Source organism: Chlorobium sp. (genome assembly GCF_036528655.1).
Taxonomy (GTDB): Bacteria; Bacteroidota; Chlorobiia; order Chlorobiales; family Chlorobiaceae; genus Chlorobium.
The window spans coordinates 267,678-290,060 of sequence record NZ_JAIGND010000030.1; the positions used below are offsets into that span (position 1 = coordinate 267,678).

23 protein-coding genes are annotated in these 22,383 nt (G+C 52.9%); 19 read left to right on the top strand and 4 right to left on the bottom strand.

Features of this window, described 5'->3' with window-relative positions; genetic code table 11:
- The first annotated feature begins 4 nt into the window (after nt 1–4).
- From K4305_RS09025 to K4305_RS09035, 3 genes are read left to right on the top strand one after another with little or no spacing between them, the layout of a single operon-like run.
- A complete protein-coding gene (locus tag K4305_RS09025; RefSeq protein WP_331562087.1) occupies nt 5–1,501 on the top strand; it encodes a hypothetical protein in 1,497 nt (498 codons plus the stop codon).
- Between the two features lie 2 nt (nt 1,502–1,503).
- On the top strand, nt 1,504–1,767 hold the full coding sequence (locus K4305_RS09030) for a hypothetical protein (protein ID WP_331562088.1): 264 nt from the start codon (nt 1,504–1,506) through the stop codon (nt 1,765–1,767).
- Complete coding sequence (locus tag K4305_RS09035; RefSeq protein WP_331562089.1) at nt 1,764–2,015, top strand: phage tail assembly chaperone; 252 nt, start codon at nt 1,764–1,766, stop codon at nt 2,013–2,015. The genes K4305_RS09030 and K4305_RS09035 overlap by 4 nt, the downstream gene beginning before the upstream one ends.
- Nucleotides 2,016–2,029: 14 nt before the next feature.
- Here the strand turns inward: K4305_RS09035 and K4305_RS09040 are convergent, their stop codons facing one another.
- A complete protein-coding gene (locus K4305_RS09040; RefSeq protein WP_331562090.1) occupies nt 2,030–2,188 on the bottom strand; it encodes a hypothetical protein in 159 nt (52 codons plus the stop codon).
- A 97-nt stretch (nt 2,189–2,285) separates the two neighbouring features.
- Here K4305_RS09040 and K4305_RS09045 point away from each other — a divergent pair, with 97 nt between their 5' ends.
- The 11 genes from K4305_RS09045 to K4305_RS09100 all read left to right on the top strand — a co-directional run bounded on the left by K4305_RS09045 (nt 2,286) and on the right by K4305_RS09100 (nt 12,603).
- On the top strand, nt 2,286–2,915 hold the full coding sequence (locus tag K4305_RS09045) for a glycoside hydrolase family 108 protein (protein WP_331562091.1): 630 nt from the start codon (nt 2,286–2,288) through the stop codon (nt 2,913–2,915).
- Between the two features lie 17 nt (nt 2,916–2,932).
- Nucleotides 2,933–3,184: a hypothetical protein gene (locus K4305_RS09050; RefSeq protein ID WP_331562092.1), complete on the top strand. Its 252-nt coding sequence runs from the start codon at nt 2,933–2,935 to the stop codon at nt 3,182–3,184.
- Nucleotides 3,181–3,378, top strand: a complete 198-nt coding sequence (locus tag K4305_RS09055) for a hypothetical protein (protein WP_331562093.1) — start codon at nt 3,181–3,183, stop codon at nt 3,376–3,378. Before K4305_RS09050 ends, K4305_RS09055 begins: the two co-directional genes overlap by 4 nt.
- Nucleotides 3,375–3,641, top strand: coding sequence for a hypothetical protein (locus K4305_RS09060; RefSeq protein ID WP_331562094.1), 267 nt, complete (start codon nt 3,375–3,377; stop codon nt 3,639–3,641). The genes K4305_RS09055 and K4305_RS09060 overlap by 4 nt, the downstream gene beginning before the upstream one ends.
- 222 nt (nt 3,642–3,863) lie before the next feature.
- Complete coding sequence (locus K4305_RS09065) at nt 3,864–4,184, top strand: hypothetical protein (protein ID WP_331562095.1); 321 nt, start codon at nt 3,864–3,866, stop codon at nt 4,182–4,184.
- Nucleotides 4,185–4,757: 573 nt separating this feature from the next.
- Nucleotides 4,758–6,203 carry a DUF3375 domain-containing protein gene (locus K4305_RS09075; RefSeq protein WP_331562096.1) on the top strand — a complete coding sequence of 482 codons (1,446 nt, stop codon included), beginning with the start codon at nt 4,758–4,760 and terminating at the stop codon, nt 6,201–6,203.
- Nucleotides 6,204–6,205: 2 nt separating this feature from the next.
- Entirely contained in the window at nt 6,206–6,838 is a 633-nt protein-coding gene (locus K4305_RS09080; protein WP_331562097.1) for a DUF4194 domain-containing protein, read from the top strand.
- On the top strand, nt 6,831–10,196 hold the full coding sequence (locus K4305_RS09085) for an ATP-binding protein (RefSeq protein WP_331562221.1): 3,366 nt from the start codon (nt 6,831–6,833) through the stop codon (nt 10,194–10,196). The genes K4305_RS09080 and K4305_RS09085 overlap by 8 nt, the downstream gene beginning before the upstream one ends.
- Nucleotides 10,193–11,368, top strand: coding sequence for a DUF3322 domain-containing protein (locus K4305_RS09090; RefSeq protein WP_331562098.1), 1,176 nt, complete (start codon nt 10,193–10,195; stop codon nt 11,366–11,368). Before K4305_RS09085 ends, K4305_RS09090 begins: the two co-directional genes overlap by 4 nt.
- A gap of 201 nt (nt 11,369–11,569) precedes the next feature.
- Entirely contained in the window at nt 11,570–12,127 is a 558-nt protein-coding gene (locus K4305_RS09095) for a uracil-DNA glycosylase (protein ID WP_331562099.1), read from the top strand.
- A 56-nt stretch (nt 12,128–12,183) separates the two neighbouring features.
- Complete coding sequence (locus tag K4305_RS09100) at nt 12,184–12,603, top strand: hypothetical protein (RefSeq protein ID WP_331562100.1); 420 nt, start codon at nt 12,184–12,186, stop codon at nt 12,601–12,603.
- A gap of 70 nt (nt 12,604–12,673) precedes the next feature.
- Here K4305_RS09100 and K4305_RS09105 read toward each other — a convergent pair whose 3' ends face one another.
- The 3 genes from K4305_RS09105 to K4305_RS09115 all read right to left on the bottom strand — a co-directional run bounded on the left by K4305_RS09105 (nt 12,674) and on the right by K4305_RS09115 (nt 16,544).
- Nucleotides 12,674–13,606, bottom strand: a complete 933-nt coding sequence (locus tag K4305_RS09105; RefSeq protein ID WP_331562101.1) for an Abi family protein — start codon at nt 13,604–13,606, stop codon at nt 12,674–12,676.
- 122 nt (nt 13,607–13,728) lie between these two features.
- Nucleotides 13,729–14,613, bottom strand: a complete 885-nt coding sequence (locus K4305_RS09110) for a DNA-methyltransferase (RefSeq protein WP_331562102.1) — start codon at nt 14,611–14,613, stop codon at nt 13,729–13,731.
- 332 nt (nt 14,614–14,945) lie between these two features.
- Nucleotides 14,946–16,544 (bottom strand): peptide chain release factor 3, encoded by a 1,599-nt coding sequence (locus K4305_RS09115; RefSeq protein WP_331562103.1) that lies wholly within the window; start codon nt 16,542–16,544, stop codon nt 14,946–14,948.
- A gap of 195 nt (nt 16,545–16,739) precedes the next feature.
- Here K4305_RS09115 and K4305_RS09120 point away from each other — a divergent pair, with 195 nt between their 5' ends.
- From K4305_RS09120 to K4305_RS09140, 5 genes are all read left to right on the top strand, one after another.
- A complete protein-coding gene (locus tag K4305_RS09120) occupies nt 16,740–18,071 on the top strand; it encodes an alanine/glycine:cation symporter family protein (RefSeq protein WP_331562104.1) in 1,332 nt (443 codons plus the stop codon).
- Between the two features lie 126 nt (nt 18,072–18,197).
- Nucleotides 18,198–18,731 (top strand): inorganic diphosphatase, encoded by a 534-nt coding sequence (locus K4305_RS09125; RefSeq protein WP_331562105.1) that lies wholly within the window; start codon nt 18,198–18,200, stop codon nt 18,729–18,731.
- A gap of 201 nt (nt 18,732–18,932) precedes the next feature.
- Nucleotides 18,933–19,829, top strand: a complete 897-nt coding sequence (locus K4305_RS09130; protein WP_331562106.1) for an ADP-polyphosphate phosphotransferase — start codon at nt 18,933–18,935, stop codon at nt 19,827–19,829.
- Between the two features lie 4 nt (nt 19,830–19,833).
- Nucleotides 19,834–21,237 (top strand): class II fumarate hydratase, encoded by a 1,404-nt coding sequence (fumC, locus tag K4305_RS09135; protein WP_331562107.1) that lies wholly within the window; start codon nt 19,834–19,836, stop codon nt 21,235–21,237.
- 571 nt (nt 21,238–21,808) lie between these two features.
- Nucleotides 21,809–22,339: a KdsC family phosphatase gene (locus K4305_RS09140; RefSeq protein ID WP_331562108.1), complete on the top strand. Its 531-nt coding sequence runs from the start codon at nt 21,809–21,811 to the stop codon at nt 22,337–22,339.
- Nucleotides 22,340–22,383: the final 44 nt, after the last annotated feature.

The window sequence follows — 22,383 nt, forward strand, 5'->3', positions numbered from 1 at the left end:
CGCTATGGCGACACCTCTACTCGCATATTCACAGTTTTTTGATGCAAACGGCAATCCCCTTTCAGGAGGGAAAGTCCATACCTACGAGGCCGGGACTACCTTTCAGCGTGTTACCTACACTGATGAATCCAGAGTAACCGAGAACTCGAATCCGGTCATACTGGATGAGGCAGGAAAAGCAGCGATATATCTTGACGGCTGTTACAAGATTGTCGTGACGGATGCCGATGATGTGCCGGTATGGGTAAAGGATGATGTGCGTTCAATCGGTCAAGATGAGTGGCTTGGCGAGTATCCGGCGACAATGGAAGGGGCGGCTTCTGTTTCTGTTGTCGGTAATGTAACCAGTGTTTTTTCGGCAAAAAGAGCGGTAAAGATTTCTGATGCTTCGACGGTTTACGGTCATGTTGTGTCGTCGAGCTATGTTGGAGGGGTGACAACAATATCTCTTTCGCTTTCGTTCTCACTGACGGCTGCAGTCAGCGGCATAGCTGCGGGTGTGGTTTCCTCGGATTCTCTTCCTTCGATTGATTCTCAGGTTGTTGTGTTCGGCGGCATTCAGACTGCAGGCCGTGGTGCATCGGGTTTCGTCGTGACCGGCTTGACAGGTGGTACGGATGATAATCTTGATGGCATTGATGGTGCAACTGGTGGCCCGAATGGTGGGTCGCTGCTTGATCATGATGTGGCTATTTGCCTGCATGGTGATCAGACCGTAACAATCCATGAACTGGATGCGGATTCGGGCGAAGTGGAGACGTCTCCGAACGTGATTGAACCGAACAGTAATCCAGGGACAAAGCGCTGGAAGATGCGGTTTTTCAAGTGGCTGAAGGCTGCCGTGAACGTTGGCGGGTTCTGGAACTCTGGTGATTTCCTGAATGCCGATGGAGATCTCGTTTGTCAGGCGGATGCAAAGGGGATTGTGTTTTCGGATGGAACGAAAATTACCCGGCAAGCCGGAGGCGGGTTACGGATCATCCCGAAGTCCGATGCGTATCCCGTCATAGTCAGGAATGCCGCAAATGATGCTGATGTTTTCATAGCTAAACCTCCGTCGAATGCGGATGCGTTGACAGGTACAAGCACAACGGAACCTGTCACCCCCGCAAACCTCGACTATGTGCTTGTTAATAGAGTCGGCACGGCCAATGCGCCAGATGTAAAAACCGCGCTCAACGCCTCAGGATCGGCTCCGATCTACGCATGTCGGGCGTGGGTGGTTTTTAACGGTACGGGGACTGTGTCAATACGCGGTAGCGCGAATGTATCGAGCGTGACGGATCGCGGAGCTGGTCAGTACCGCGTAAATTTTACGACACCTATGGCGAATGTTAATTTTTCTGGATTGATCACACCGGGCGGTGCGACGGGTGTGAGTGGATCGAGAGGTTATGAGGATGGTCAAGCAAGAACTACGTCGTATTGGGAGTTTATTACGGCGCACTATAATGGATCGAGCACTGATTGTGCGTGGGCTAATGTCATAATTTTTAACTGATGATGGCAAGGATCATTTATCCGGACGGCGACGGTATCGCTGTAATAATTCCCGCGGCCTGCGGGTTGAGTATTAACGAGATAGCACGCAAGGATGTTCCGGCAGGGCTCCCGTACAAGATTCTCGAAGTTACCGATGTGCCTGCGGACAGGACGTTCCGTGATGCATGGGAGGCAGATTTTACGGATCCAGACGGTTACGGCATTGGGAGTGATGCGTGGTTTGCCGAGCAAGCAGCAAAACAGGAGGGGGCATCTGAACTATGATCACGATCAACATGCCCAAGGCGCGGGGGATCAAGCGCAATCAGCTTCGAGCAGAGCGGGCGCCTATGCTTTCGGCTCTCGATGTTGAGTATCAGCAGGCGGATGAGCGAAAGAGTACGACAGCAAAGAAGGATATTGCTCAACGCAAACAGGCGCTCAGGGATGTTACTAAGCACCCTGCGATTGAAGCAGCAACAACTCCTGACGACCTTAAGAGTCTGAGCATCGATAACTTAATAATCACGTAATGCCACACCGGGTATTACATGGTCTCGGCCAAGTTGTCGATTTCGGCATTTTCGGGGCAGCTTTTGCCGTGATAGCCGGTCGGTTTTTTTTTGGGCTGAGTGTATCGGAGGCCGGCGCGATCATGACCGGTGTGGCGGCGCTCATGATAGCTGCCGGCAGGCTGATAAGGCATATGGCTGAAGCGAGAAACATTGATGCAGATACGGAAGTCAAGAAAACGTATGTCAATCCGGAAGTATATCAGATGCTCGCGAATCTGAAGTGCTGGAATGCTCCCAGTTGTCCGTCAAGGGAAATTTTTAAACCAGATGATAAGGAGGGAATGGATGGCTGATTTACTGAGGATACTCCCTCATGTGATCGATTCAGAGGGCGGTTACAAGTTGCATAAGGTTTCAGGAGATAAAGGCGGATGGACTTTTGCTGGTATTGCAAGAAACTATCATCCGGATTGGCCGGGATGGCGCTTGGTAGATGCTGGAAAGGGGCTTTCCGCTGAATGCAAAAAAATGGTCGAGGACTTCTACCGTGTGAAGTTCTGGGCTCCTGTTCGTGGTGACGAGATCGAGAACATGGCGGTTACCGAAGCGATCTTTGATTTCGGTATGAATACCAGCCCGTCGAGATCGATCATTTTCGCGCAGTACTGTCTTGATTGTACTCCTGATGGAGATCTTGGGCCCGTTACTCTTGGGGCCCTGAACCGAATCAAGCAGGGAAGCGTTCATGAGGAGCTTTTTCTCTCACAGTTCGCGCTTGTTCGTATTGGTTACAGGTGTAAGCGTTGCGATGATAACAGCGTTAATAAGAAATTCCTGCACGGATGGACTGAGCGGGATATTCGTGTCGTGGACAGCGTGCTGAACGTGACCGGATTTTTTGGATTGAACAAACGATAAAAGGAGGTGATACCGCTATGAATGAAGCATTGATGTTCCTGCAGCAGAACGGGTTAGCCATTGCCATTGCCGTGGTACCTGTGGTTATTGGCGTAGCGATTGGCGCCAGAAAGGTTGCTGTTGCCAATGTCCTGCGTGAATCGGGAGAAGTCTTGACTGCTCTTGGTTCTGTGGTCGAGACGACAAGTCCTGAGACAGTAAGACGAGTGTTCACGGAAGCGAAGGATTTTCGTGATGCCTTGGCGAAGCTGACAACGGTAGCAAAATGACTTGGCTTGCAAAACTCGGCCTGGCAGTGAAGGTTGCCCTCGATGCCGCCGGGCCGTTTCTTATGTCCATCCTAAAGCTGCTTATCGGGCAGAAGCAGCGGGATGCCGAGGCAGAGCATGGCGTTGAGGTGGTGGATGCTCCGAAAAAACACGAAACAGCCCATCAAGGGGCTCTCAAACGATTGAAACGATGAAACAGGTGCTTGCAGCAGTGGTATTTTGTATATTGGCTGGATGCGGCGGTTCCGGCTTGATCAGTGTCAAGGATCCCGACGTTATCATTACGCCTTCGATGTCTGGAGTATGGCTTTCGCTTTCCGAGTTTACGGCCGATGTTCAAGTGCTCAGTGACAGTACTCAGGGGAAGCGGGCGAAGGTGAAATTCTTTCCGGGTTTGGTTATGTATTACCCCTCTCCGGATGAGCTGAAGGAGCTGACAACAGGAGTTAAACCGTGAGCGATTTTGCTTTTGTTGTCATTATGTTGGTATCCGATAAAACGAGTGTTTTGTTAATCGTAATATGGCAATGCTTTAGCGCCATATGTCGAGTCCCGCCATCTCCACGAAAACCCGCAAAAGCCCGTTGAAAGACGGGCTTTTCGCATTTTCGGCATATTCGGAATTGCCGTATCGGTCGCATGGATTGCGTAGGGGCAGGACCCCGTGCCTGCCCGAATAATGGCAATAAAAATATGTTTCGAACCCATGACCTGGAAACAGCGACATTCGATTCGCCTTAAGGGTTACGATTATTCGCAGTCAGGGGTGTATTTCGTTACCATTTGTGCGCATAATCGTCAGTGTCTGTTCGGTGCTGTCGAAGATGGCGACATGTATCTGAATGGTGCCGGAGAAATGGTTCAAGCCGTGTGGAATGAAATCCCCCGGTATTACGCCGGCGTTGAAACCGGGGCGTTTGTTATTATGCCCAATCATGTTCATGCTATCGTTGTGCTGTCTGGATGTTGCGGATGCGACAGGCCGGCACAGGGGGGTTGATGGGCAACCACAGGGGGTTGCCCCTACGGGATCGGGAATGGCATCGTTATCGTTGGGGGATGTGGTGCATCGGTTTAAAACCATGACCACCCGATGCTATGCGGATGGGGTTACAAAAAACGGATGGGCACGTTTAGAGGGTAGATTGTGGCAGCGCAATTATTGGGAACATATCGTGCGAACCGAACAGGAATTGACCCGAATCGGGGAATACATCAGAAATAATCCGTCCAATTGGCAATCGGACACATTGCATAATTGCCCGTAGGGGCAGGCCCCCGTGCCTGCCCGGAAAAGAAATGGTTCAAACCGTATGGGACGAAATTCCTCTTTATTGCGTCTGCGTTGACGCCGATGCGTTCGTCATTATGCCCGATCATGTTCATGCGATCGTTGTGCTGTCTGGATGTTGCGGATGCGACAGGCCGGCACAGGGGGTTGATGGGCAACCACAGGGGGTTGCCCCTACGGGATGGAAAATTATCTGCTAAACCGGAGAAATTATTTTAATTTCTGTCTCGATTCCGGCACGCTTCTGCGGACGTTTTTTTCACCAGAGATCAATAGTGCTTTTTGGCCCTCGACTACACAACCCTTGAACTGCTCAGGCAGAACCATCCGGCGTGGCGGCTTCTGCGCGCCCAGCATGCTCCGCTGGTAGCCAGCTTTCTGCTCAGGGTTTTCATTTTGCCCAACGTTCGGATATTGCCGCAGGCCGACCTGGTGGAGGCGCTCGAAGACGAGCTGTTCGCCCTTCGCCAGCAGCATGGCGCCGATCTCTTTCCCGGTACGGCGCAAAACTATCTGAATGATTGGGCCGACAACGAGAAAGGATGGTTGCGCAAATTCTATCAGGAGGGAACTGATGAACCGCATTTCGACCTGACCCCGGCAACCGAAAAGGCGCTGGCCTGGCTTGAGGGGCTGACGGAGCGGGCTTTTGTCGGCACGGAGTCCCGACTGATCACCCTGTTTGAGCTTTTGCGCCAGATGAGTACGGGAAGCCAGGCAGATCCCGAGGTGCGGATTGCCGAACTTCAGGAGCGTCGTCATGAGATCGATGCCGAAATCGAGCGCATTCTTGCCGGAGAAATATCGATGCTCGACGATACGGCTCTTAAGGATCGGTTCCAGCAGTTTCTGCAGCTGGCGCGCGATCTGCTGTCGGATTTTCGGGAGGTGGAGCATAACTTTCGCATTCTCGATCGCCGGGTGCGCGAGCGTATCGCCCTCTGGGAGGGATCGAAGGGCGCACTGCTCGAGGAGATCATGGGAGAGCGCGATGCCATTGCAGATTCCGATCAGGGCAAAAGTTTCAGGGCATTCTGGGATTTTCTGATGTCGCAGTCCCGCCAGGAGGAGTTGAGCCTGCTTCTGCAAACGGTGCTCGATCTGCCGCCGATCGTGACGATGCGTCCCGACAGCCGTTTGCGGCGCGTTCACTACGACTGGCTGGAGGCCGGAGAGCACACGCAGCGAACGGTGGCCCGGCTTTCCGAGCAGTTGCGCAGGTTTCTCGATGACAAGGCCTGGCTTGAGAACCGGCGTATCATGGATATTCTGCGCGGGATTGAAACCCGTGCGCTCGAGTTGCGCGAAGATTTTCCTTCGGGCGGCTTTATGCCTCTCGATGGTTTTTCGGCTCTCATCGAACTGCCTTTCGAACGGGCGCTCTATCGGCTTCCATTCACTCCGGTGATTGCCGGCGTCGCAATGGACGAAGGGGATGCGGAAATCGATACCGCAATTCTTTACGCCCAGGTAAGGATCGACAGGGCCGAGCTGCTGCGAAATATCCGGATCGAACTTCAGACCAGCAGCCAGATCACCATCGGGGAGGTGGTGATGCGTCATCCGTTACGCAACGGGCTTGCCGAGCTGGTTGCCTATCTGCAGATTGCAGGGGAGTGGCCGCGGACGACGGTGGATGAAAGTGAAGAGGATGAGGTAAGATGGCAGAGTGCGTCGGGCATCACCCGGCAGGCGATCCTGCCTCGTATTATATTGTTGAGAAACTGATTATGATCCATACAGATAGAGAAAACAGCCATTCGCAATACCCAGCTCAGGATCTCTCTTTTGTCGTGATTCCTCTTTTGAAGGGGGTGATCTACCAGGACGAAAGCCCTGCGTTGTGGAGTTCTCTCTTTAACCTGTCGGCTGCCGTGCGTGATTACGTGGCGGTGCTTGGTCTGGAATTGATTTTCGACGAAGCTGAAGGGTATGCTTTTCTGCGTTCCCGCTCTGACAGCCAGGAAGAGGGGACGAATCCGATGCCCCGTCTGATGGCGCGCCGTCAGCTCAGTTACCCGGTCAGCCTGCTTCTGGCGCTGTTACGCAAAAAACTTGCCGAATTCGATGCCGGCGCCGGAGAGACGCGCCTGATTATGTCGCGGGATGAGGTGGTCGAACTGATCCGGATTTTCCTCCCGCCCGGCAGTAACGAGGTCAGGCTGATCGATCAGGTGGATGCCTCGCTCAATAAAATCGCCGAGCTTGGTTTTATCCGCCGTTTGCGGGGAGAGAGGCAGATGATCGAAGTCCGCCGGATCATCAAGGCTTTTATCGATGCCCAGTGGCTGTCGGATTTCGATCGTCGGCTCGACGAATACCTGCAGCGACCTGCGGAACCGTTGGAGGGTCGCGATGAGTGAGCTGCTTGAAATGGGATTTGTTGCCGATGATCGTCTGGCCGGTTTCCGATTGCAGCGACTCGAGGTTTTCAACTGGGGAACCTTCGACGGACGGGTCTGGACGCTTAGGCTTGGCGGAAAAAACGAGCTTCTGACCGGGGATATCGGATCGGGAAAATCGACGCTGGTCGATGCCGTGACCACGCTTCTGGTGCCAAGCCAGCGTATTGCCTATAACAAGGCGGCAGGCGCCGATACCCGCGAGCGTTCGCTGCGTTCATATGTGCTTGGCTATTTCAAGTCGGAACGTCAGGAGAGCGTTGGCGGAGCGAAGCCGGTCGCTCTGCGCGACAACAACAGCTATTCGGTGATTCTCGGCGTCTTCCATAACGAAGGGTACGACAAGACGGTGACCCTGGCCCAGGTTTTCTGGATGAAGGATGCTGTCGCACAGCCTGCGCGCCTGTACACGGCATGTGAACGCGACCTCTCCATCGCTCGGGATTTTACGGGTTTCGGGACTGAAATCGCCGGTCTGCGCAAACGGCTGCGCAGTGAGGGGGCCGAGCTGTTCGACAGTTTTCCTCCTTACGGGGCATGGTTCCGTCGCCGTTTCGGCATTGACAACGAACAGGCGCTCGACCTTTTCCATCAGACCGTTTCGCTCAAGTCGGTGGGCAATCTGACAGATTTCGTGCGCACGCACATGCTCGAACCGTTCGATGTGGAGCCCCGCATAGCCGCGCTTATCCAGCATTTCGAAAACCTCAACCGCGCTCATGAAGCTGTGCTCAAGGCACGGCGTCAGATAGAGATGCTGAGTCCTCTCGTCGCCGATTGCGACCGTCATCATGAGATTGCCGCGACAGCCGAGAACCTTCGCTCATGCCGCGAATCGCTGCGCCCCTGGTTCGCGACGCTGAAGCTCGACCTGCTCGACAAGCGTCTTGCCTCGCTTGACGATGAGCTGAGTCGACACAGCATGGCTGTAGAGCGCCTGCAGGAACAGCGCCGGTTGAAGCAGGAGCGCGAGCGGGAGTTGCGCCGCACCATTGCCGAGAACGGAGGTGACCGGATTGAGAATATCGGTGCGGAAATCCGCCAGAAACAGTCAGAGCTTGAACGGTGCCGGCAGAAGGCGGTTCGGTACGAGGAGCTTGTCCATCAGCTCGGGGAACGTCCGGCATCGAACGTGGATGAGTTCCTCGATCAGCGATTCACTCATGGCACAATGCGCGAGGAGTGTGCAGACGGGGAGGCGAGGGTGCAGAACGATCTCAACGAGGCGGGCGTCCTCTTTACCCAGGGGCGGCAGGAGCATGAGCGGCTGACAGCCGAAATCCGGGGTCTGAAAGCGCGGCGCAGCAACATCGATGAAAAGCAGGTCGCCATTCGTCGTTCGCTCTGCCATGCGCTGGATATTGCCGAAGATGAGATGCCCTTTGCCGGAGAGCTGCTGCAGGTTCTCGAAGAGGAGCGGGAGTGGGAAGGTGCTGTCGAACGCCTTTTACGGAACTTCGGCCTCTCCCTGCTGGTGCCAGACCGTCATTACGGTGCGGTTGCGGAATGGGTGGATCGTACCCACCTTCACGGAAGGCTGGTCTATTTCCGGGTACGGCAGCAGTCGCAGTCGGGTCGGCAACCTGATCATGAAGCCTCTCTCGTACGCAAGATCGCCATCAAGGCCGATTCGCCCTATTTCGACTGGATGGAGCGTGAGATCGCCAATCGTTTCGATCTGGTATGCTGCAGTGATCAGGAGGAGTTCCGGCGCGAGAAAAAAGCTGTTACCATCACCGGCCAGATCAAGGCTCCGGGTGAACGCCACGAAAAAGACGACCGTCATCCGATTGACGACCGCAGTCGCTATGTGCTGGGGTGGAGCAATGCCGCCAAGATCGCGGCGCTCGAAGAGAGTGCCGCACGGCAGGAGAAGCATCTTGCCGGACTTGCCGGCAGGATCCATGCGTTGCAGCAGGAGCAGAAGACGCTCAAGGATCGGCTCACCGTCCTTTCAAAGCTCGACGAGTACCCCGATTTCCGCGATCTCGACTGGCAGCCGCTGGCTGTCGCCATTGCCAGGCTCGAAGCGGAAAAACGCGATCTCGAAGCGGCGTCGGATATTCTGAAAACCCTTGCCGGGCAGCTTGCCGAAGTGGAGGGCGAACTGCAGGCAACGGAGCTCCAGCTCGACGAACGCAAGGACAAGCGGTCGAAAACCGAGCAGAAGATCAGCGGGTTGCGGGAGTTGCGGCAGCAGGCGGAGGCACTCCGGGATGAAGCCGGTACTGAGGCAGCGGGGCAGTTCGCCCTGCTCGAGTCGATGCGCGACGAAGCGCTTGGCGGGCAGCCTCTGACGGTGGAGTCATGCGACAACCGCGAACGGGAGATGCGCGATTTTCTGCAGAACAGAATCGATTCGGAAGACAAAAAGCTCTCCCGCATAGGCGAAAAAATCATCAGGGCGATGACCGAGTACAAGGAGGAGTGGAAACTTGAAACCCGCGAGGTCGATGTGAACATTGCCGCCGGGTTCGAGTACCGTTCGATGCTCGATCAGCTCCGGGCCGACGATCTGCCTCGTTTCGAGGGACGGTTCAAGGAGCTGCTCAACGAGAACACCATCCGGGAAGTCGCCAATTTTCAGTCGCAGCTCGCCCGTGAACGGGAGAGCATCAAAGAGCGCATTGCCCGCATCAACGAGTCGCTCACGAAGATCGATTACAATCCGGGAAGGTACATCACCCTCGAAGCGCAGATGAGCCTCGACGCAGATATCCGGGACTTTCAGTCGGAACTGCGTGCCTGCACCGAGGGGTCCCTGACCGGTTCGGATGACGCGCAGTACTCCGAAGCGAAATTCCTTCAGGTGCGGCGGATCATCGACCGGTTCCGCGGTCGCGAGGAACATGCGGATCTCGACCGGCGCTGGACCGCCAAGGTTACCGACGTGCGCAACTGGTTTGTTTTCGCGGCGAGCGAACGGTGGCGCGAAGATGACAGCGAGCATGAGCACTATGCCGATTCGGGAGGCAAATCCGGCGGGCAGAAGGAGAAGCTTGCCTATACGGTGCTTGCGGCAAGCCTTGCCTATCAGTTCGGTCTGGAGTGGGGCGCGGTGCGTTCGCGGTCGTTCCGGTTCGTGGTTATCGACGAGGCGTTCGGGCGCGGTTCCGACGAGTCCGCACAGTACGGCCTGCAGCTTTTCGCGCAGCTCAACCTGCAGCTGCTCATCGTAACCCCGCTGCAGAAAATCCATATCATCGAGCCCTATGTTTCCGGAGTGGGTTTTGTCTGTAACGAGGATGGACGGGCTTCGGTGCTGCGCAACCTCACCATCGAGGAGTATCGCGCTGCCAAACAGGGAGAACCGGGGTGAACTGGACGACTCCGGCTGATCTGCGTACCCATGTGCAGAAGCTCTGGGATCGAGGACTTCTGCTCTCCTCTCTGATGGGAGACGATGAGTTGTTTCCACGGCGTCTGACCCTGAAAGGGCCGGATTCGAGGCAGCTCAGCGAATCGTTTTCCGATGTGCGCGACTGGATTGCGCAGCTGTCCGGTTCGGCGAAGCACTACCGGATTGTCTGGCGCACGCTCAATCATCGCGTTCTCGGAGTCAACGAGATTCCGGCGGAGATATGGATCGATTCGATCGATGATGCATTGGCCTTCATCGGCAAGGTTCGCGATGCCGAACGCTTTGCCGATCTCCTTTCCCTGACTCGCGAAACGAAACCGGAACTCATTCCGTGGCTCCGGAAGCGTCCGTTGCGTACGCTGGAACTTGCCGGGTCGTGGCCGAAACTTCTGCAGATCGTCGCATGGCTGCAGATGCATCCGCGTCCGGATATCTATCTGCGGCAGATCGACCTGCCGGGCGTGCACAGCAAGTTTATCGAGGTTCACCGTGGCGTTTTGGGCGAGCTGTTCGACCTCGCTCTTCAATCCTCCGCTATCGATGCCGGGGCTTCAGGCGCTGCCGGATTCTGCCGCCGTTACGGATTCAGGGATAAACCCCTGAGGGTACGGTTCAGGATTCTCGATCCCGAACTGGCTCTCCTGCCGGTGAATGCCGATCAGGATATTGCCCTGACTGAGGCCGCGTTTGCCGGATTGGACCTTGCGGTTGAAACGGTGTTCATTACCGAAAACGAAATCAACTTCCTTGCGTTTCCCCCTGTTTCCCGGTCGATGGTGATTTTCGGGGCCGGTTACGGTTTCGAAAATCTCGCCACCGCCCACTGGCTTCATGAGCGGAAGATCCATTACTGGGGGGACATCGATACCCATGGTTTCGCCATTCTCAATCAGTTGCGCAGGTTCTTTCCCGAGGCAATCTCCCTGCTTATGGACAAAGAGACGCTTCTGGCTCACAGACCGCTCTGGGGCGTTGAGCCATCACCCGAGACTGTGGAGCTGACGAGGCTGACCAGCGAAGAATTCTCTCTTTATGACGATTTGCGCAGCGACAGCCTGGGTGAGCGGGTAAGGCTGGAACAGGAACGGATCGGGTTCGAGTGGCTTGTTGATGCGCTGGGAAAGTTGTAACGTTTTTCCGGCGCAGTACGGGATCGGTTGGTCGGCAGGTTCTGTGCCTCCTTTTCCTTTTTTTACCGAAAAAATCAGTACCTTCACCGTATTACGTGTTTTGGTTCAGCGGAAATTGGAGAATTCAGCCGTTTGAGTTAGAGGGATGTGCCGAAGTTTGGACAAGAATCTCAATTATATCCATAACAAAAAGCAGTGACAATGGCCCGTCTCATGAGAAACCCTGAATTCCGCCAACGGCAATGGGAGCATCGGTTTGATCATCATATTGCGCCGATCAATCAATACGTCGATACGCTGCGCAAGGTTGCCGGAAACGATTCTGTTCCTTACTTGCCGCCTATGTACGGCGGTATCAAGGCCCGTTTATTGAGTGTTCTGAGAGACCCTGGCCCCAAAACCCAGGATAAAATCGGAGGAAGCGGGTTCATTTGCATGGAAAATGATGACTCAACAGCTGAAAGACTCAGCAACCTTTTTGCCGGGGTTAACATTCCTGCAGAAGATATTGTACCATGGAACGCCTACCCATGGTACATCAATAAAAAGCCAACACCATCAGAGCTCGAAGCCGGCATCCTGCCTCTGAAAACAATTATCGATTTGCTGCCCAACCTTACTGTTCTGATGCTGCATGGTGGAGAAGCAAAGCATCTGTGGAAACGATTATTGAGAAAATATCCCGAAATGTCAAGGCTACGGGTATTAGATATACATATCACACCAGTTCCCGGGCCTTTTGGACTAAAGACCCAATAGAACGGGATCGTCGCAAAAAGGATCTCGCTGATAAGTTCATACAGGCAGGAAAAATATTGCAGATAGAAACATCTTCGGTCTTTAACACACTCCCTGACTTGTCAACAAGTCATCATACCACTTATGAAGTTACAGGGACATCGGCTATCCAGGTTGACACAATCAGAAATGAAAAAAACAGAGGGGGAGTGTTTGGTTTTCATGAAGGGCAGAAAAATCAGAATATTTCAGAAGGTGTAAGAAAAAGCTGGGAAGATCCTGAAATCCGCAAAAAAAGGATGCAAAAGAATGCTGTCAAGGTGCACCGACACGGCACGTTTATTGGCGATTTCACCTCACTCAGGCAGGCGTTCAAGGTATTGGGTCTTCCTGATAGCAAACATATACCGTTTCGAATTAAACTGAAACAGGCAGGGAAGCTGTCATTCAGCTATGGAAACGACATCTATGATTTCGAAATAATTCCGCCCTTATAAACTGGTAAGACGACAGAAAAAAACGAAAGACATTCCGATTAAGAATTGCTTGTGCAGGTGCAGAAAAAAGTTAACCATTCCACAACGTCTCGCTGTCCAGTGTTGCCGGAAACCCCATGGCTGCAAGATCAATGTTTGGATATTTACTCGTCAGGCTGCAAAACTTCTGCCTGAACGTACTTTTCGGATTGACGGTCTGCAGGAAGTACAACAGAATCGAAAGCATGTAAAATGCACGGTTATTCGACTTTCCACTGTTTGCGCCTCTGATCGCCTTTATGGTGTCTTCTGACAACCAACTCTTCAACGGGCGGTTTGGAATCTGAGGGCTCACCCCGAATTCCCGGTTCCAGAATCGGGAATGGTGTGCACAAAGGTTACGCAAGTAAACAATGCAGTGAAGCCACGAGGCAAACGTTGTATCGTCGAGCCCGAAATGCTTCGCTATAATCCGTTTGCTTTTTCCTCCCTTCATATCGGAATACAAGGTGGATATCTGCCCGAAGGATGCAATTTCCATAATCATCCAGCAGGGCGGGTAAGGATCCGAATATTTCTTTCTGAACGCCAGAATGAACTCTTCCTGGCTATTCACAAAATCATCCTCCAGTTTCTGTATGATCTTGTCATGCCGAAACTTATGATTATTAAACCTGGCCGAATCGGTGTACCATAAAGGCCCGAATGCAAGCGATAACGTATTGATCATCTGTGCTCTTACGGCAACCTCGATCTTCTCAATTTCTCCAAGTACCAGTTGCCGCAACTCCCGGTCAAAGCAATAGAGCCTGAATGCGGTACTGAACGTCGCATTATCTTTAAAATAATGCTCGCATTTTGGTTCTTGCAGCAGAGGGTACCAATAACCGCTTAAGCGGTAATAGCTGATATGCCGGAGCAAATGGAGGGCTTTTCTCTCATCTTCAACACCGAGGCCACGTTCTTTGAGGAGCAGCAGTTGCTCTTCATGGTCGAGAGCCCTTTTATTATATGGTACAGCCATAGGCGGGGTAGAAAAACAAAAAGCTCACCCTGAGCGCGCTGTTCTGACGGGAAGCGGGGTGAGCGTGTTGTTCACATAATACGTAAATGTTTCCGGAATACAATACTCCAGGTTAAAATTTTTTACACTTTCAGTTCGATGCTATTCCACTTCAATTTTGTTGCATAGCTGTTCTTTTTTTCCAGCAGGTAAAGTTCCGTCGGTTCGAGCTCGTTTCTGACCATCTCGTAGTACTCCGGGACAATTTCTATGCCGATCGAGTTTCGTTTCATTCTTTTGGCTACAGCGTTGGTTGTGCCGGAGCCCATGAACGGGTCAAGTACCGTATCGCCTTCTTTGGTGAAGAGTTTGATGAACCATTCCGGAAGTCCCTGCGGAAATGCAGCACTGTGGTTTTTGTTGTTACACTCTGTTGCCAGATGGAGTACATTTGTCGGATAGGCCTTTTCCCGGTCAAGCCAGTTTGAAATGTTTTTCCCGAATCCACTGCCGACTTTGGATTCATCACGGGTTTTGTCTGTTTCGCTGAGTCTCTTGAGACGGCTTTTCGACCACTCGCCCATAGGAACCATGACGGCTTCCTGGTTCATGTAAAACTGTTTGTTTTTATTGAACTGGATCAGTCTTTCCCAGGAGTCTCTGAACCGGTTTGGCCATTTACCGGGGTAGCAGTTTTTTTTATGCCAGATGAATTCCTCGGTCCAAAGCCAGCCCTGCTCTCTTTTCATCTCAAGGATGAGTTCCATCACGTAGGTACTTCTTTCTCCGTTGACAACCTTTTCCTTTATGTTGAGAACAAACGTGCCGGTTGGTTTGAGGACTCTCAGGAGTTGTTCAGCTATGGGCAGGAACCACGCAACGTATTTATCCGGATGAATGCCGCCATAGGTTTTTTCTCTTTGATCTGCATATGGCGGTGAGGTGAATATCAAGTCTACCGAGTTGTCCGGCAGCTCTTTAAGGATATTCAGGCAGTCACCCAAATAGAGATCAGTTTTAATTTCCATTACTACTCGTATGAATCCGGTTCAGATTTTTACTGTGATAGTTCATCATTCAGGGCAGGGATGGCTCATTATCGCTACCGGGTAAACTTACATTTTTTCCCTGATTTTTTTTGCCTGAGCCATTCAGATTGCAGGTGAGTTACATGCAGCAAGTTCCGGGTTTTCATGTCTGATGGTTCGCGTTACTGCGCTTACGTTTTTGATGGTTCAGTTCGCGTCATCAGTGACTTCCAGAGATCAGGTGGCTGTTCCTTCGGTAAACGAACTGTTTATGTTACGTAAAGCCAGTCGCGAGACGTCCTCTTTGGCATTTTCAGGCCGTGGAGGGCGGGTTACTCCCCTGCGGTCTTGAACTCCGATGTGGCGTGGAATTCAAGCTCCGGATAGTCCTCGCGGGCGACCTTCAGCATCCATTCGCTTTCGGCAAGAAAGACCGGGTGGTCTTCGCGGTCGAGAGCGATGGCGGCCGACTTGCGCCGGATGAACTCCTGCAGCTGCTCCTTGTTGTCGCTGGTGATCCAGAACGCCTTGTGGTAGCGGAGCGGCAGAAAGTCGCACTGGGCGCCGTATTCGTGTTCGAGGCGGAACTTGATGACGTCGAACTGCAGTTCGCCGACGGTACCGACGATCTTGCGGCTGCCGTACTGAATGAAGAGCTGCGCGACGCCCTCCTCGGTGAGCTGCCGGATGCCTTTGTCGAGCTGTTTTGTCTTAAGCGGATCGCGGTTTTCAAGAACCTTGAAGATTTCCGGAGAAAAACTCGGAATGCCCCGGAACTGCAGATCCTCTCCTTCGGTGAGGGTATCTCCGATCTTCAGGGAGCCATTGTCGTAGAGGCCGATCACGTCTCCCGGCCACGCTTCGTCGATCACGCTTTTTTCGTTCGCCATGAATTGCGTCGGGCTGGAGAAACGGATTTTCTTGCCGAGTCGGGTGTGGAGGTAGAATTTGTTGCGCTCGAATTTTCCCGAGCAGATTCTGAAGAATGCGGTCCGGTCGCGATGGTTGGGATCGAGATTGGCATGGATTTTAAAAACGAAGCCGGTCAGAGCTTCTTCCGATGCCATGACCGTTCGCTGTGCGGCTTCGCGCTCGTGCGGGCTTGGCGCGATCTGGATGAAGGTGTCGAGCAGTTCCTGAACGCCGAAATTGTTGATGGCGCTGCCGAAAAAGACCGGAGCGAGCAGGCCGTCGCGGTAGAGCTCTTCGCTGAAGGGCTCGTAGACCCCTTCGATGAGGTCGATATCCTCGCTCAGTTTTTCGCAGAAACTGTCCGGAATCCATTTTTTCAGTTCGGGGTCGTCGGGACTCTGGATTTTAATAAGCGTATCGCTGATTTTCGTGGCGTTGGCCTCGAAAAGGTTCAGCTCCGTTTTATAGAGGTTGTAGACACCCTTGAAGTTCTGGCCCTGTCCGACAGGCCAGGTGAGAGGCCGAACCTGCACCTTGAGTTTTTCCTCGATTTCGTCGAGAAGCTCGAAGGGATTCCGTCCTTCGCGGTCCATTTTGTTTATGAAGATGATGACCGGCGTATGGCGCATGGAGCATACCTCCATGAGCCGTTCTGTCTGTTCCTCGACGCCTTTGACGCAGTCCACGACGAGAATGACGCTGTCGACGGCAGTGAGCGTACGGTAGGTGTCTTCGGCGAAATCCTTGTGGCCGGGTGTGTCGAGAATATTGACCCTGCGGCCCTTGTACTCGAATCCCATTACGGAAGTGGCTACCGAGATTCCTCGCTGTTTTTCTATTTCCATGAAGTCGCTTGTGGCGGTCTTGCGGATCTTGTTGCTTTTGACCGCACCGGCCGTCTGGATGGCGCCACCGAAAAGCAGAAACTTTTCGGTGAGGGTGGTTTTGCCGGCATCAGGGTGGCTGATGATGGCAAAGGTTTTCCGTTTGGCTGTTTCCCTGTTCAATGCTCCGTCCATGCTCTGTTTGTTATCTTCTCTGTTCTGGTGTTTCCGTGGCTGCGGAAGGTGAAAAATCGACGCAAGGCGCAAAGATACGAAGATAGGGTATAAAAAAAGAATCGGCAGGTTCATGCTCTTACCGTTCAATACCGTATTTTTAAGCTTTGTCTTGTGTTAACGGCTTATTCCCCTTAACCCCATTCCGGAGGCTGCATGAGCGGATTTGAACAACTTCTCGATACCATCAGCGGTTATGTGTGGGGCGTGCCCCTGCTTGCCGTACTGTTCGGTACTCATTTATTCCTGACCTTCAGGCTCGGTTTTATACAGAAACACACTTTCAGCGCTATCCGCATGTCGCTGACAAGGACAAGGGAGGGAGAAGGGGAGATTACCCATTTCGGCGCTCTTGTGACGGCTCTTGCAGCGACTATAGGTACCGGCAACATCGTCGGTGTCGCAACGGCTGTGGCTGCAGGCGGACCCGGAGCGGTGCTCTGGATGTGGCTGACCGGCGTTTTCGGAATGGCGACGAAGTATTCAGAAGCCTTGCTCTCGGTGAAGTATCGGGTAGTTGGTGAAGACGGATCGGTTGCCGGCGGTCCGATGTATGTGCTCGAGAAAGCCATGAACATGAAGTGGCTTGCCGTGCTCTTTGCCGCGTTCACCGTTATAGCGTCGTTCGGTATCGGCAATATGGTACAGGCCAATTCCATTGCCGCGATGGTCGAGACCAATTTCAATATCTCTCCATGGATTACCGGGGCGCTGCTGACAGTGTTCACCGGCGTCGTGATCATCGGCGGCATCAGGTCGATCGCAAAGGTATGTGAGTATCTGGTTCCGTTAATGGCGCTGTTCTATGTCGCCGGCTGCATCGTGCTGCTCGTTCTGCGCAGCGAGACGATCCCGGATACCCTGCAGCTTATCGTTTCGTCAGCCTTCAACGGTCAGGCTGCGCTTGGGGGGTTTGCCGGTGCAGGCGTCAGGGAGGCCATGCGGTACGGTATCGCAAGGGGGTTGTTTTCCAACGAGTCGGGCCTCGGCAGCGCTCCTATCGTAGCCGCTGCCGCTCAGACCAGCCACCCGGTGCGCCAGGCGCTGATTTCCGCGACCGGCACCTTCTGGGATACGGTCGTGCTGTGCGCGGTCACCGGTATCGTCGTGGTAAACTCGGGTATGTGGCAGGAAGGTCTGAAAGGTGCGGAACTGACCAACGCGGCTTTCAGGGAGGTGCCTCACGTCGGCAACGTCGTGCTGACTTTCGGGTTGCTGACCTTTGTGTTCTCGACCATCCTCGGCTGGTCGTACTATGGAGAAAAAGCCCTGGAGTATCTGTTCGGCAGACAGCTTGTCGTTCCCTACCGCTGGGCCTGGGTTGCTGCGGTGATGGTAGGTTCTGTTGTATCTCTGCAGGTTGTCTGGACATTTGCCGATATCGCCAATGCACTTATGGCTTTGCCGAACCTCGTATCGCTTCTCATATTGAGCCCGATAGTGGCGGCCGAGACAAAAGCGTATTTCGATCGGCACCGGAAGAGTTGATACGATAATCGGAGGCGGCAGGAGTCTTCAGTTTTTCGTTGATTTCTTTTCATGCAGGTTTGAAAAAAAATGCTATAATGCCACGCTTTTCGGTTACCACATAAAAAATATTATCCAGAAGAAGCTATGAATTTCAATCCGTGGCACCATGTCGAGACAGGAGAAGGTCAGCCGAACGTCGTCAATGCCATTATCGAGATATCCAAAGGGAGCAAAACAAAATACGAGCTTGACAAAAAGACCGGTATGCTCAAACTCGATCGGGTGCTGTTTTCGTCGGTTTTTTATCCTGCCAACTATGGCTTCATTCCCAGAACCCTTGGCGACGATCATGATCCGCTCGATATCGTGGTGATCTCACAGTGCGATATCGTTCCTATGTGCATCGTGCGTGCTCGCGTTATCGGCGTCATGCGCATGATCGATCATGGCGAGGGTGACGACAAGATCATTGCCGTTGCTGAAGACGATATGAGCATGAGCAGCGTTCACAATATCGACCAGCTCAGACCGCATTTCAACTCGGAACTCAAGCACTTCTTCGAAGAGTACAAGGCGCTCGAAAAAAAGACCGTTCTCGTCGAGGATTTTCAGGACGCCGAGATCGCCCGCCAGAGCGTTATGCATGCTATCGACAACTATAACAAGGTTTATGCCTGAAGCAATTGTCCGATAGAAGCGGGGTATGATATATTGACCATAGAGAGCGAAGAAGGAATGTTTTTCCTTCTTCGCTTTTTTTTTCCCGTGTCGCTATTCCGGGTTCTGCAGTATCGCTGCCGCTCATCCTGGTTCGAACGATCAACGATGTATAACCGTTGAAATAAAAAATCAGGCAAAATGAGCAGACGGGTTATACAAATGCTTGAAGCTGCACTGCATATGGATATCAATCATAACGATTATCTCGTGCGTGAAGGGCAAAAGGTGGATCTCGACCGTTTTCCTGCACTTGAATCTCCCCGCTACAGTTCGAAGAGCGAGTATCGCGAAAAGCTCGAAGCTCAGGTCAGGAAGCTCAGCGATATACAGGAAGCGCACTATGCCGACAACCGGTATGCCGTTCTCCTTATCTTTCAGGCCATGGATGCCGCCGGAAAGGACAGCATGATACGCCATGTGATGTCGGGCATCAATCCGCAGGGTTGCCAGGTGTTCAGTTTCAAGCATCCCTCTCCGGAAGAGCTCGATCACGATTTTCTATGGAGGAGCAATTGCAGCCTGCCGGAAAGGGGACGCATCGGCATTTTCAACCGATCCTACTACGAAGAGGTGCTTATCGTACGCGTTCATCCCGAAATTCTCCGCCACCAGCGCATTCCTGAAGCGCATCTGAGGAACGGCGATGTCTGGAAAGAGCGATATCGTTCCATCAACGATCTTGAACGACACCTGTACCGGAACGGCACCCGGATTCTCAAGTTTTTTCTGCATCTCTCAAAAGAGGAACAACGCCGGCGTTTTCTGGAAAGGATTGACAAGCCGGAAAAAAACTGGAAGTTCAGCAAGGCCGATATCGATGAGAGGAAATACTGGGATGACTATATGAACGCTTACGAGCACTGTCTTGAAGCTACGAGTACCGCGCACGCCCCCTGGTATGTGATTCCGGCGGACGACAGGAAAAATGCCCGTCTTCTTGTTTCGAACATCATTCTCGACATGTTCAGCAGCCTGGATGTGCGTTTTCCCGAAACCGGTGAAGAACGCAAGCGCGAGTTGCAGGAGTGTCGTCGTCTGCTTGAAGGGGAGGATTGAGAGGATGAACGGTCGGAGAGAGAGGGATGCTTTCGGGGAGACGATTGTTCCGGAAGGAAAGTATTGGGGAGCCCAGACACAGAGATCCATGGACCTTTTTCGCATAGGTCCGTCGGGCACGATGCCTCGAGAGGTCATACGAGCGCTCGCTGTCGTGAAGAAAGCGGCAGCTATCGTCAACTGCGAGTCAGGCCTGCTTGAACCCGAAAAGATGAACGCTATAGCCCTTGTGTGCGACGACATCGTCGCCGGCGGGTTGTCCGATCATTTTCCGCTCGTCATATGGCAGACCGGGTCAGGCACCCAGAGCAATATGAACGTCAACGAAGTGATCGCCAATCGTGCGCAGGAGCTTGCCGGGTATCTGCCTGGCGAGGAAAAAAAAACATTGCATCCGATTGACGACGTCAACATGTCGCAGTCTTCGAATGACGTCTTTCCGACGGCCATGCATATTGCCGCATACAGCCTCGTTGCAGCCAACACCATTCCTGCTCTCAAACATCTGGAACAGGCATTACGTGAAAAAGTCGGGGATTTTGGCAACATTGTAAAGACAGGGCGCACGCATCTGATGGATGCGGCTCCTCTTACGCTCGGGCAGGAGTTTTCGGGATATGCCGCACAGCTCCGGCAGGGTATCGAGATGCTCGAGGGTTCCCTCGGGTGGCTTGCCATGCTCCCTATAGGTGGTACCGCGGTCGGTACAGGACTCAATGCTCCGGAAGGTTTTGCCGCAAAGGCATCCGGAGTCATCGCATCGCTTACCGGACATCCGTTTTCCTGTGCACCGAATGCTTTTGCGGCTATTGCCTCTCATGACGCTCTTGTGGCTGCCCATGGGGTCATGAAGTCGATTGCTGTAAGCCTCCTGAAAATAGCCAACGATATAAGGCTGCTCGCTTCAGGTCCGCGATGCGGGATCGGTGAAATCGTGCTTCCTGCCAATGAACCCGGTTCTTCAATAATGCCCGGCAAGGTTAACCCCACGCAGGCTGAAGCTCTCGCGATGGTTTGCGCGCAGGTGATGGGAAACGACGTTACGCTTTCTGTGGCCGGGGCAGGCGGCATGCTTGAACTCAATGTATACAAGCCGGTAATAATCAGCGCATTTCTCCAGTCGGCGCTACTGCTGGGAGACGCGAGCCGTTCGTTCGCCGACCATTGCATCGTCGGGCTGCGAGCCGACATGGAGGTCATTGCCGGTCATCTCTCGGCTAATCTCATGCTCGTCACGGCCCTGAATCCGCATATTGGTTATGACAAGGCTTCGCAGATCGTTCACCTTGCGATGCGCGACAGGTTATCCCTTCGGGATGCGGCAGTCAGGAGCGGGTATCTCAGCGCAGAAGAGTTCGATGCCTGGGTGGATCCGGCCGCAATGTGCGGTATTAAGAAAAAAGCCTGAATTTGCGGGTCTGACCGAACAAAAAGCCGGTTGCTGTTGTTATTATAAAAGTAACATGTGTGGTTAGTGTTCTTTTGGTGGTTTTCTCCGTCAGGCCTGCCCTTAACGTTTGAAAAAGGGCAGGCTTTGTTTTTTTTGCCGTATTTTACGTTTTCGATAGCGTGCGTGTTTTTATTTTTACCTTGAGGAAATCGGGGATTGAGGGTTTGTTGATAACATGCCGCAGTTATTGCCGCACAAGAGGATAGCGAGTTTTGAATCAAATTGCGTCAGATATGCATGTTTCTGTTATTTATTGTTCAAGTTGTTATTCTGTATGACTTTATGTTTTCGGTTCCGCCTTCCTGAATTACTTCATTTTGCATCATATCTGCTTTCTGTTCAGGTTTTTGTTGTGTTGACGGAATGTTGATAACCTGTTGACAACCCGGATTATCTGAAGACCGCATCGGTCGTTTACCTGCCTCACGCTTGAAAGAAGTGTAAAAGTTCTATATTTGCCGACATAACGGAAGAATTTGCAGATGCATGTTGCCTGCAAAGCAAGGCGGTATATTTTTTTCTTCGAACCATGATTGAACTCGCGGCAGGGGAACTCGAAAGGAGGGCCCGAAACATAAGACTGGTCATTTCCGACAACGACGGTGTCTTTACCGATAACGGCGTCTATTACAGCGAAAACGGGGAGGTGATGAAGCGATATTCCATCCGTGACGGCATGGGCGTGGAACGGCTCAGGGAGTATGGTGTCGAAACGGCCATCATGACCGGTGAGGTGTCGCCAAGTATCGTCAGGCGGGCGGAAAAACTGCAGATGCGTCACCTGTATCTCGGTGTGAAGGATAAACGCTCGAAATTGCAGGAAGTCCTCCGGGAAACGGGGCTGCATCTTCATGAAATTGCCTATATCGGCGACGATGTCAATGATCTCGGTATCCTTCATGCAATAGCCGAAGCTGGCATTACGGCATGCCCGGGCGATGCGATGCCCTGTGTCCAGCCAATAGTTCATTATATCTGCGGGTCTCGAGGCGGATATGGGGCTTTCAGGGATTTTGCTGAATGGCTGATTGCCGCAAAAGGAATTTCATTTTTACATTGACCGGGTATGCGCCAGTCCTTTCCGGATTTTTTCACTAATTGACA

What these genes read in the sequence shown, in the direction of transcription:
- K4305_RS09025 (WP_331562087.1), top strand. Translation starts at nt 5, where the DNA reads ATGGCGACACCTCTACTCGCATATTCACAGTTTTTTGATGCAAACGGC.
- K4305_RS09030 (WP_331562088.1), top strand. Translation starts at nt 1,504, where the DNA reads ATGGCAAGGATCATTTATCCGGACGGCGACGGTATCGCTGTAATAATT.
- K4305_RS09035 (WP_331562089.1), top strand. Translation starts at nt 1,764, where the DNA reads ATGATCACGATCAACATGCCCAAGGCGCGGGGGATCAAGCGCAATCAG.
- K4305_RS09040 (WP_331562090.1), bottom strand. Translation starts at nt 2,188, where the DNA reads ATGCCTTATCAGCCTGCCGGCAGCTATCATGAGCGCCGCCACACCGGT.
- K4305_RS09045 (WP_331562091.1), top strand. Translation starts at nt 2,286, where the DNA reads ATGCTCCCAGTTGTCCGTCAAGGGAAATTTTTAAACCAGATGATAAGG.
- K4305_RS09050 (WP_331562092.1), top strand. Translation starts at nt 2,933, where the DNA reads ATGAATGAAGCATTGATGTTCCTGCAGCAGAACGGGTTAGCCATTGCC.
- K4305_RS09055 (WP_331562093.1), top strand. Translation starts at nt 3,181, where the DNA reads ATGACTTGGCTTGCAAAACTCGGCCTGGCAGTGAAGGTTGCCCTCGAT.
- K4305_RS09060 (WP_331562094.1), top strand. Translation starts at nt 3,375, where the DNA reads ATGAAACAGGTGCTTGCAGCAGTGGTATTTTGTATATTGGCTGGATGC.
- K4305_RS09065 (WP_331562095.1), top strand. Translation starts at nt 3,864, where the DNA reads ATGGCAATAAAAATATGTTTCGAACCCATGACCTGGAAACAGCGACAT.
- K4305_RS09080 (WP_331562097.1), top strand. Translation starts at nt 6,206, where the DNA reads ATGATCCATACAGATAGAGAAAACAGCCATTCGCAATACCCAGCTCAG.
- K4305_RS09085 (WP_331562221.1), top strand. Translation starts at nt 6,831, where the DNA reads ATGAGTGAGCTGCTTGAAATGGGATTTGTTGCCGATGATCGTCTGGCC.
- K4305_RS09095 (WP_331562099.1), top strand. Translation starts at nt 11,570, where the DNA reads ATGGCCCGTCTCATGAGAAACCCTGAATTCCGCCAACGGCAATGGGAG.
- K4305_RS09105 (WP_331562101.1), bottom strand. Translation starts at nt 13,606, where the DNA reads ATGGCTGTACCATATAATAAAAGGGCTCTCGACCATGAAGAGCAACTG.
- K4305_RS09110 (WP_331562102.1), bottom strand. Translation starts at nt 14,613, where the DNA reads ATGGAAATTAAAACTGATCTCTATTTGGGTGACTGCCTGAATATCCTT.
- K4305_RS09115 (WP_331562103.1), bottom strand. Translation starts at nt 16,544, where the DNA reads ATGGACGGAGCATTGAACAGGGAAACAGCCAAACGGAAAACCTTTGCC.
- K4305_RS09120 (WP_331562104.1), top strand. Translation starts at nt 16,740, where the DNA reads ATGAGCGGATTTGAACAACTTCTCGATACCATCAGCGGTTATGTGTGG.
- K4305_RS09125 (WP_331562105.1), top strand. Translation starts at nt 18,198, where the DNA reads ATGAATTTCAATCCGTGGCACCATGTCGAGACAGGAGAAGGTCAGCCG.
- K4305_RS09130 (WP_331562106.1), top strand. Translation starts at nt 18,933, where the DNA reads ATGCTTGAAGCTGCACTGCATATGGATATCAATCATAACGATTATCTC.
- fumC (WP_331562107.1), top strand. Translation starts at nt 19,834, where the DNA reads ATGAACGGTCGGAGAGAGAGGGATGCTTTCGGGGAGACGATTGTTCCG.
- K4305_RS09140 (WP_331562108.1), top strand. Translation starts at nt 21,809, where the DNA reads ATGATTGAACTCGCGGCAGGGGAACTCGAAAGGAGGGCCCGAAACATA.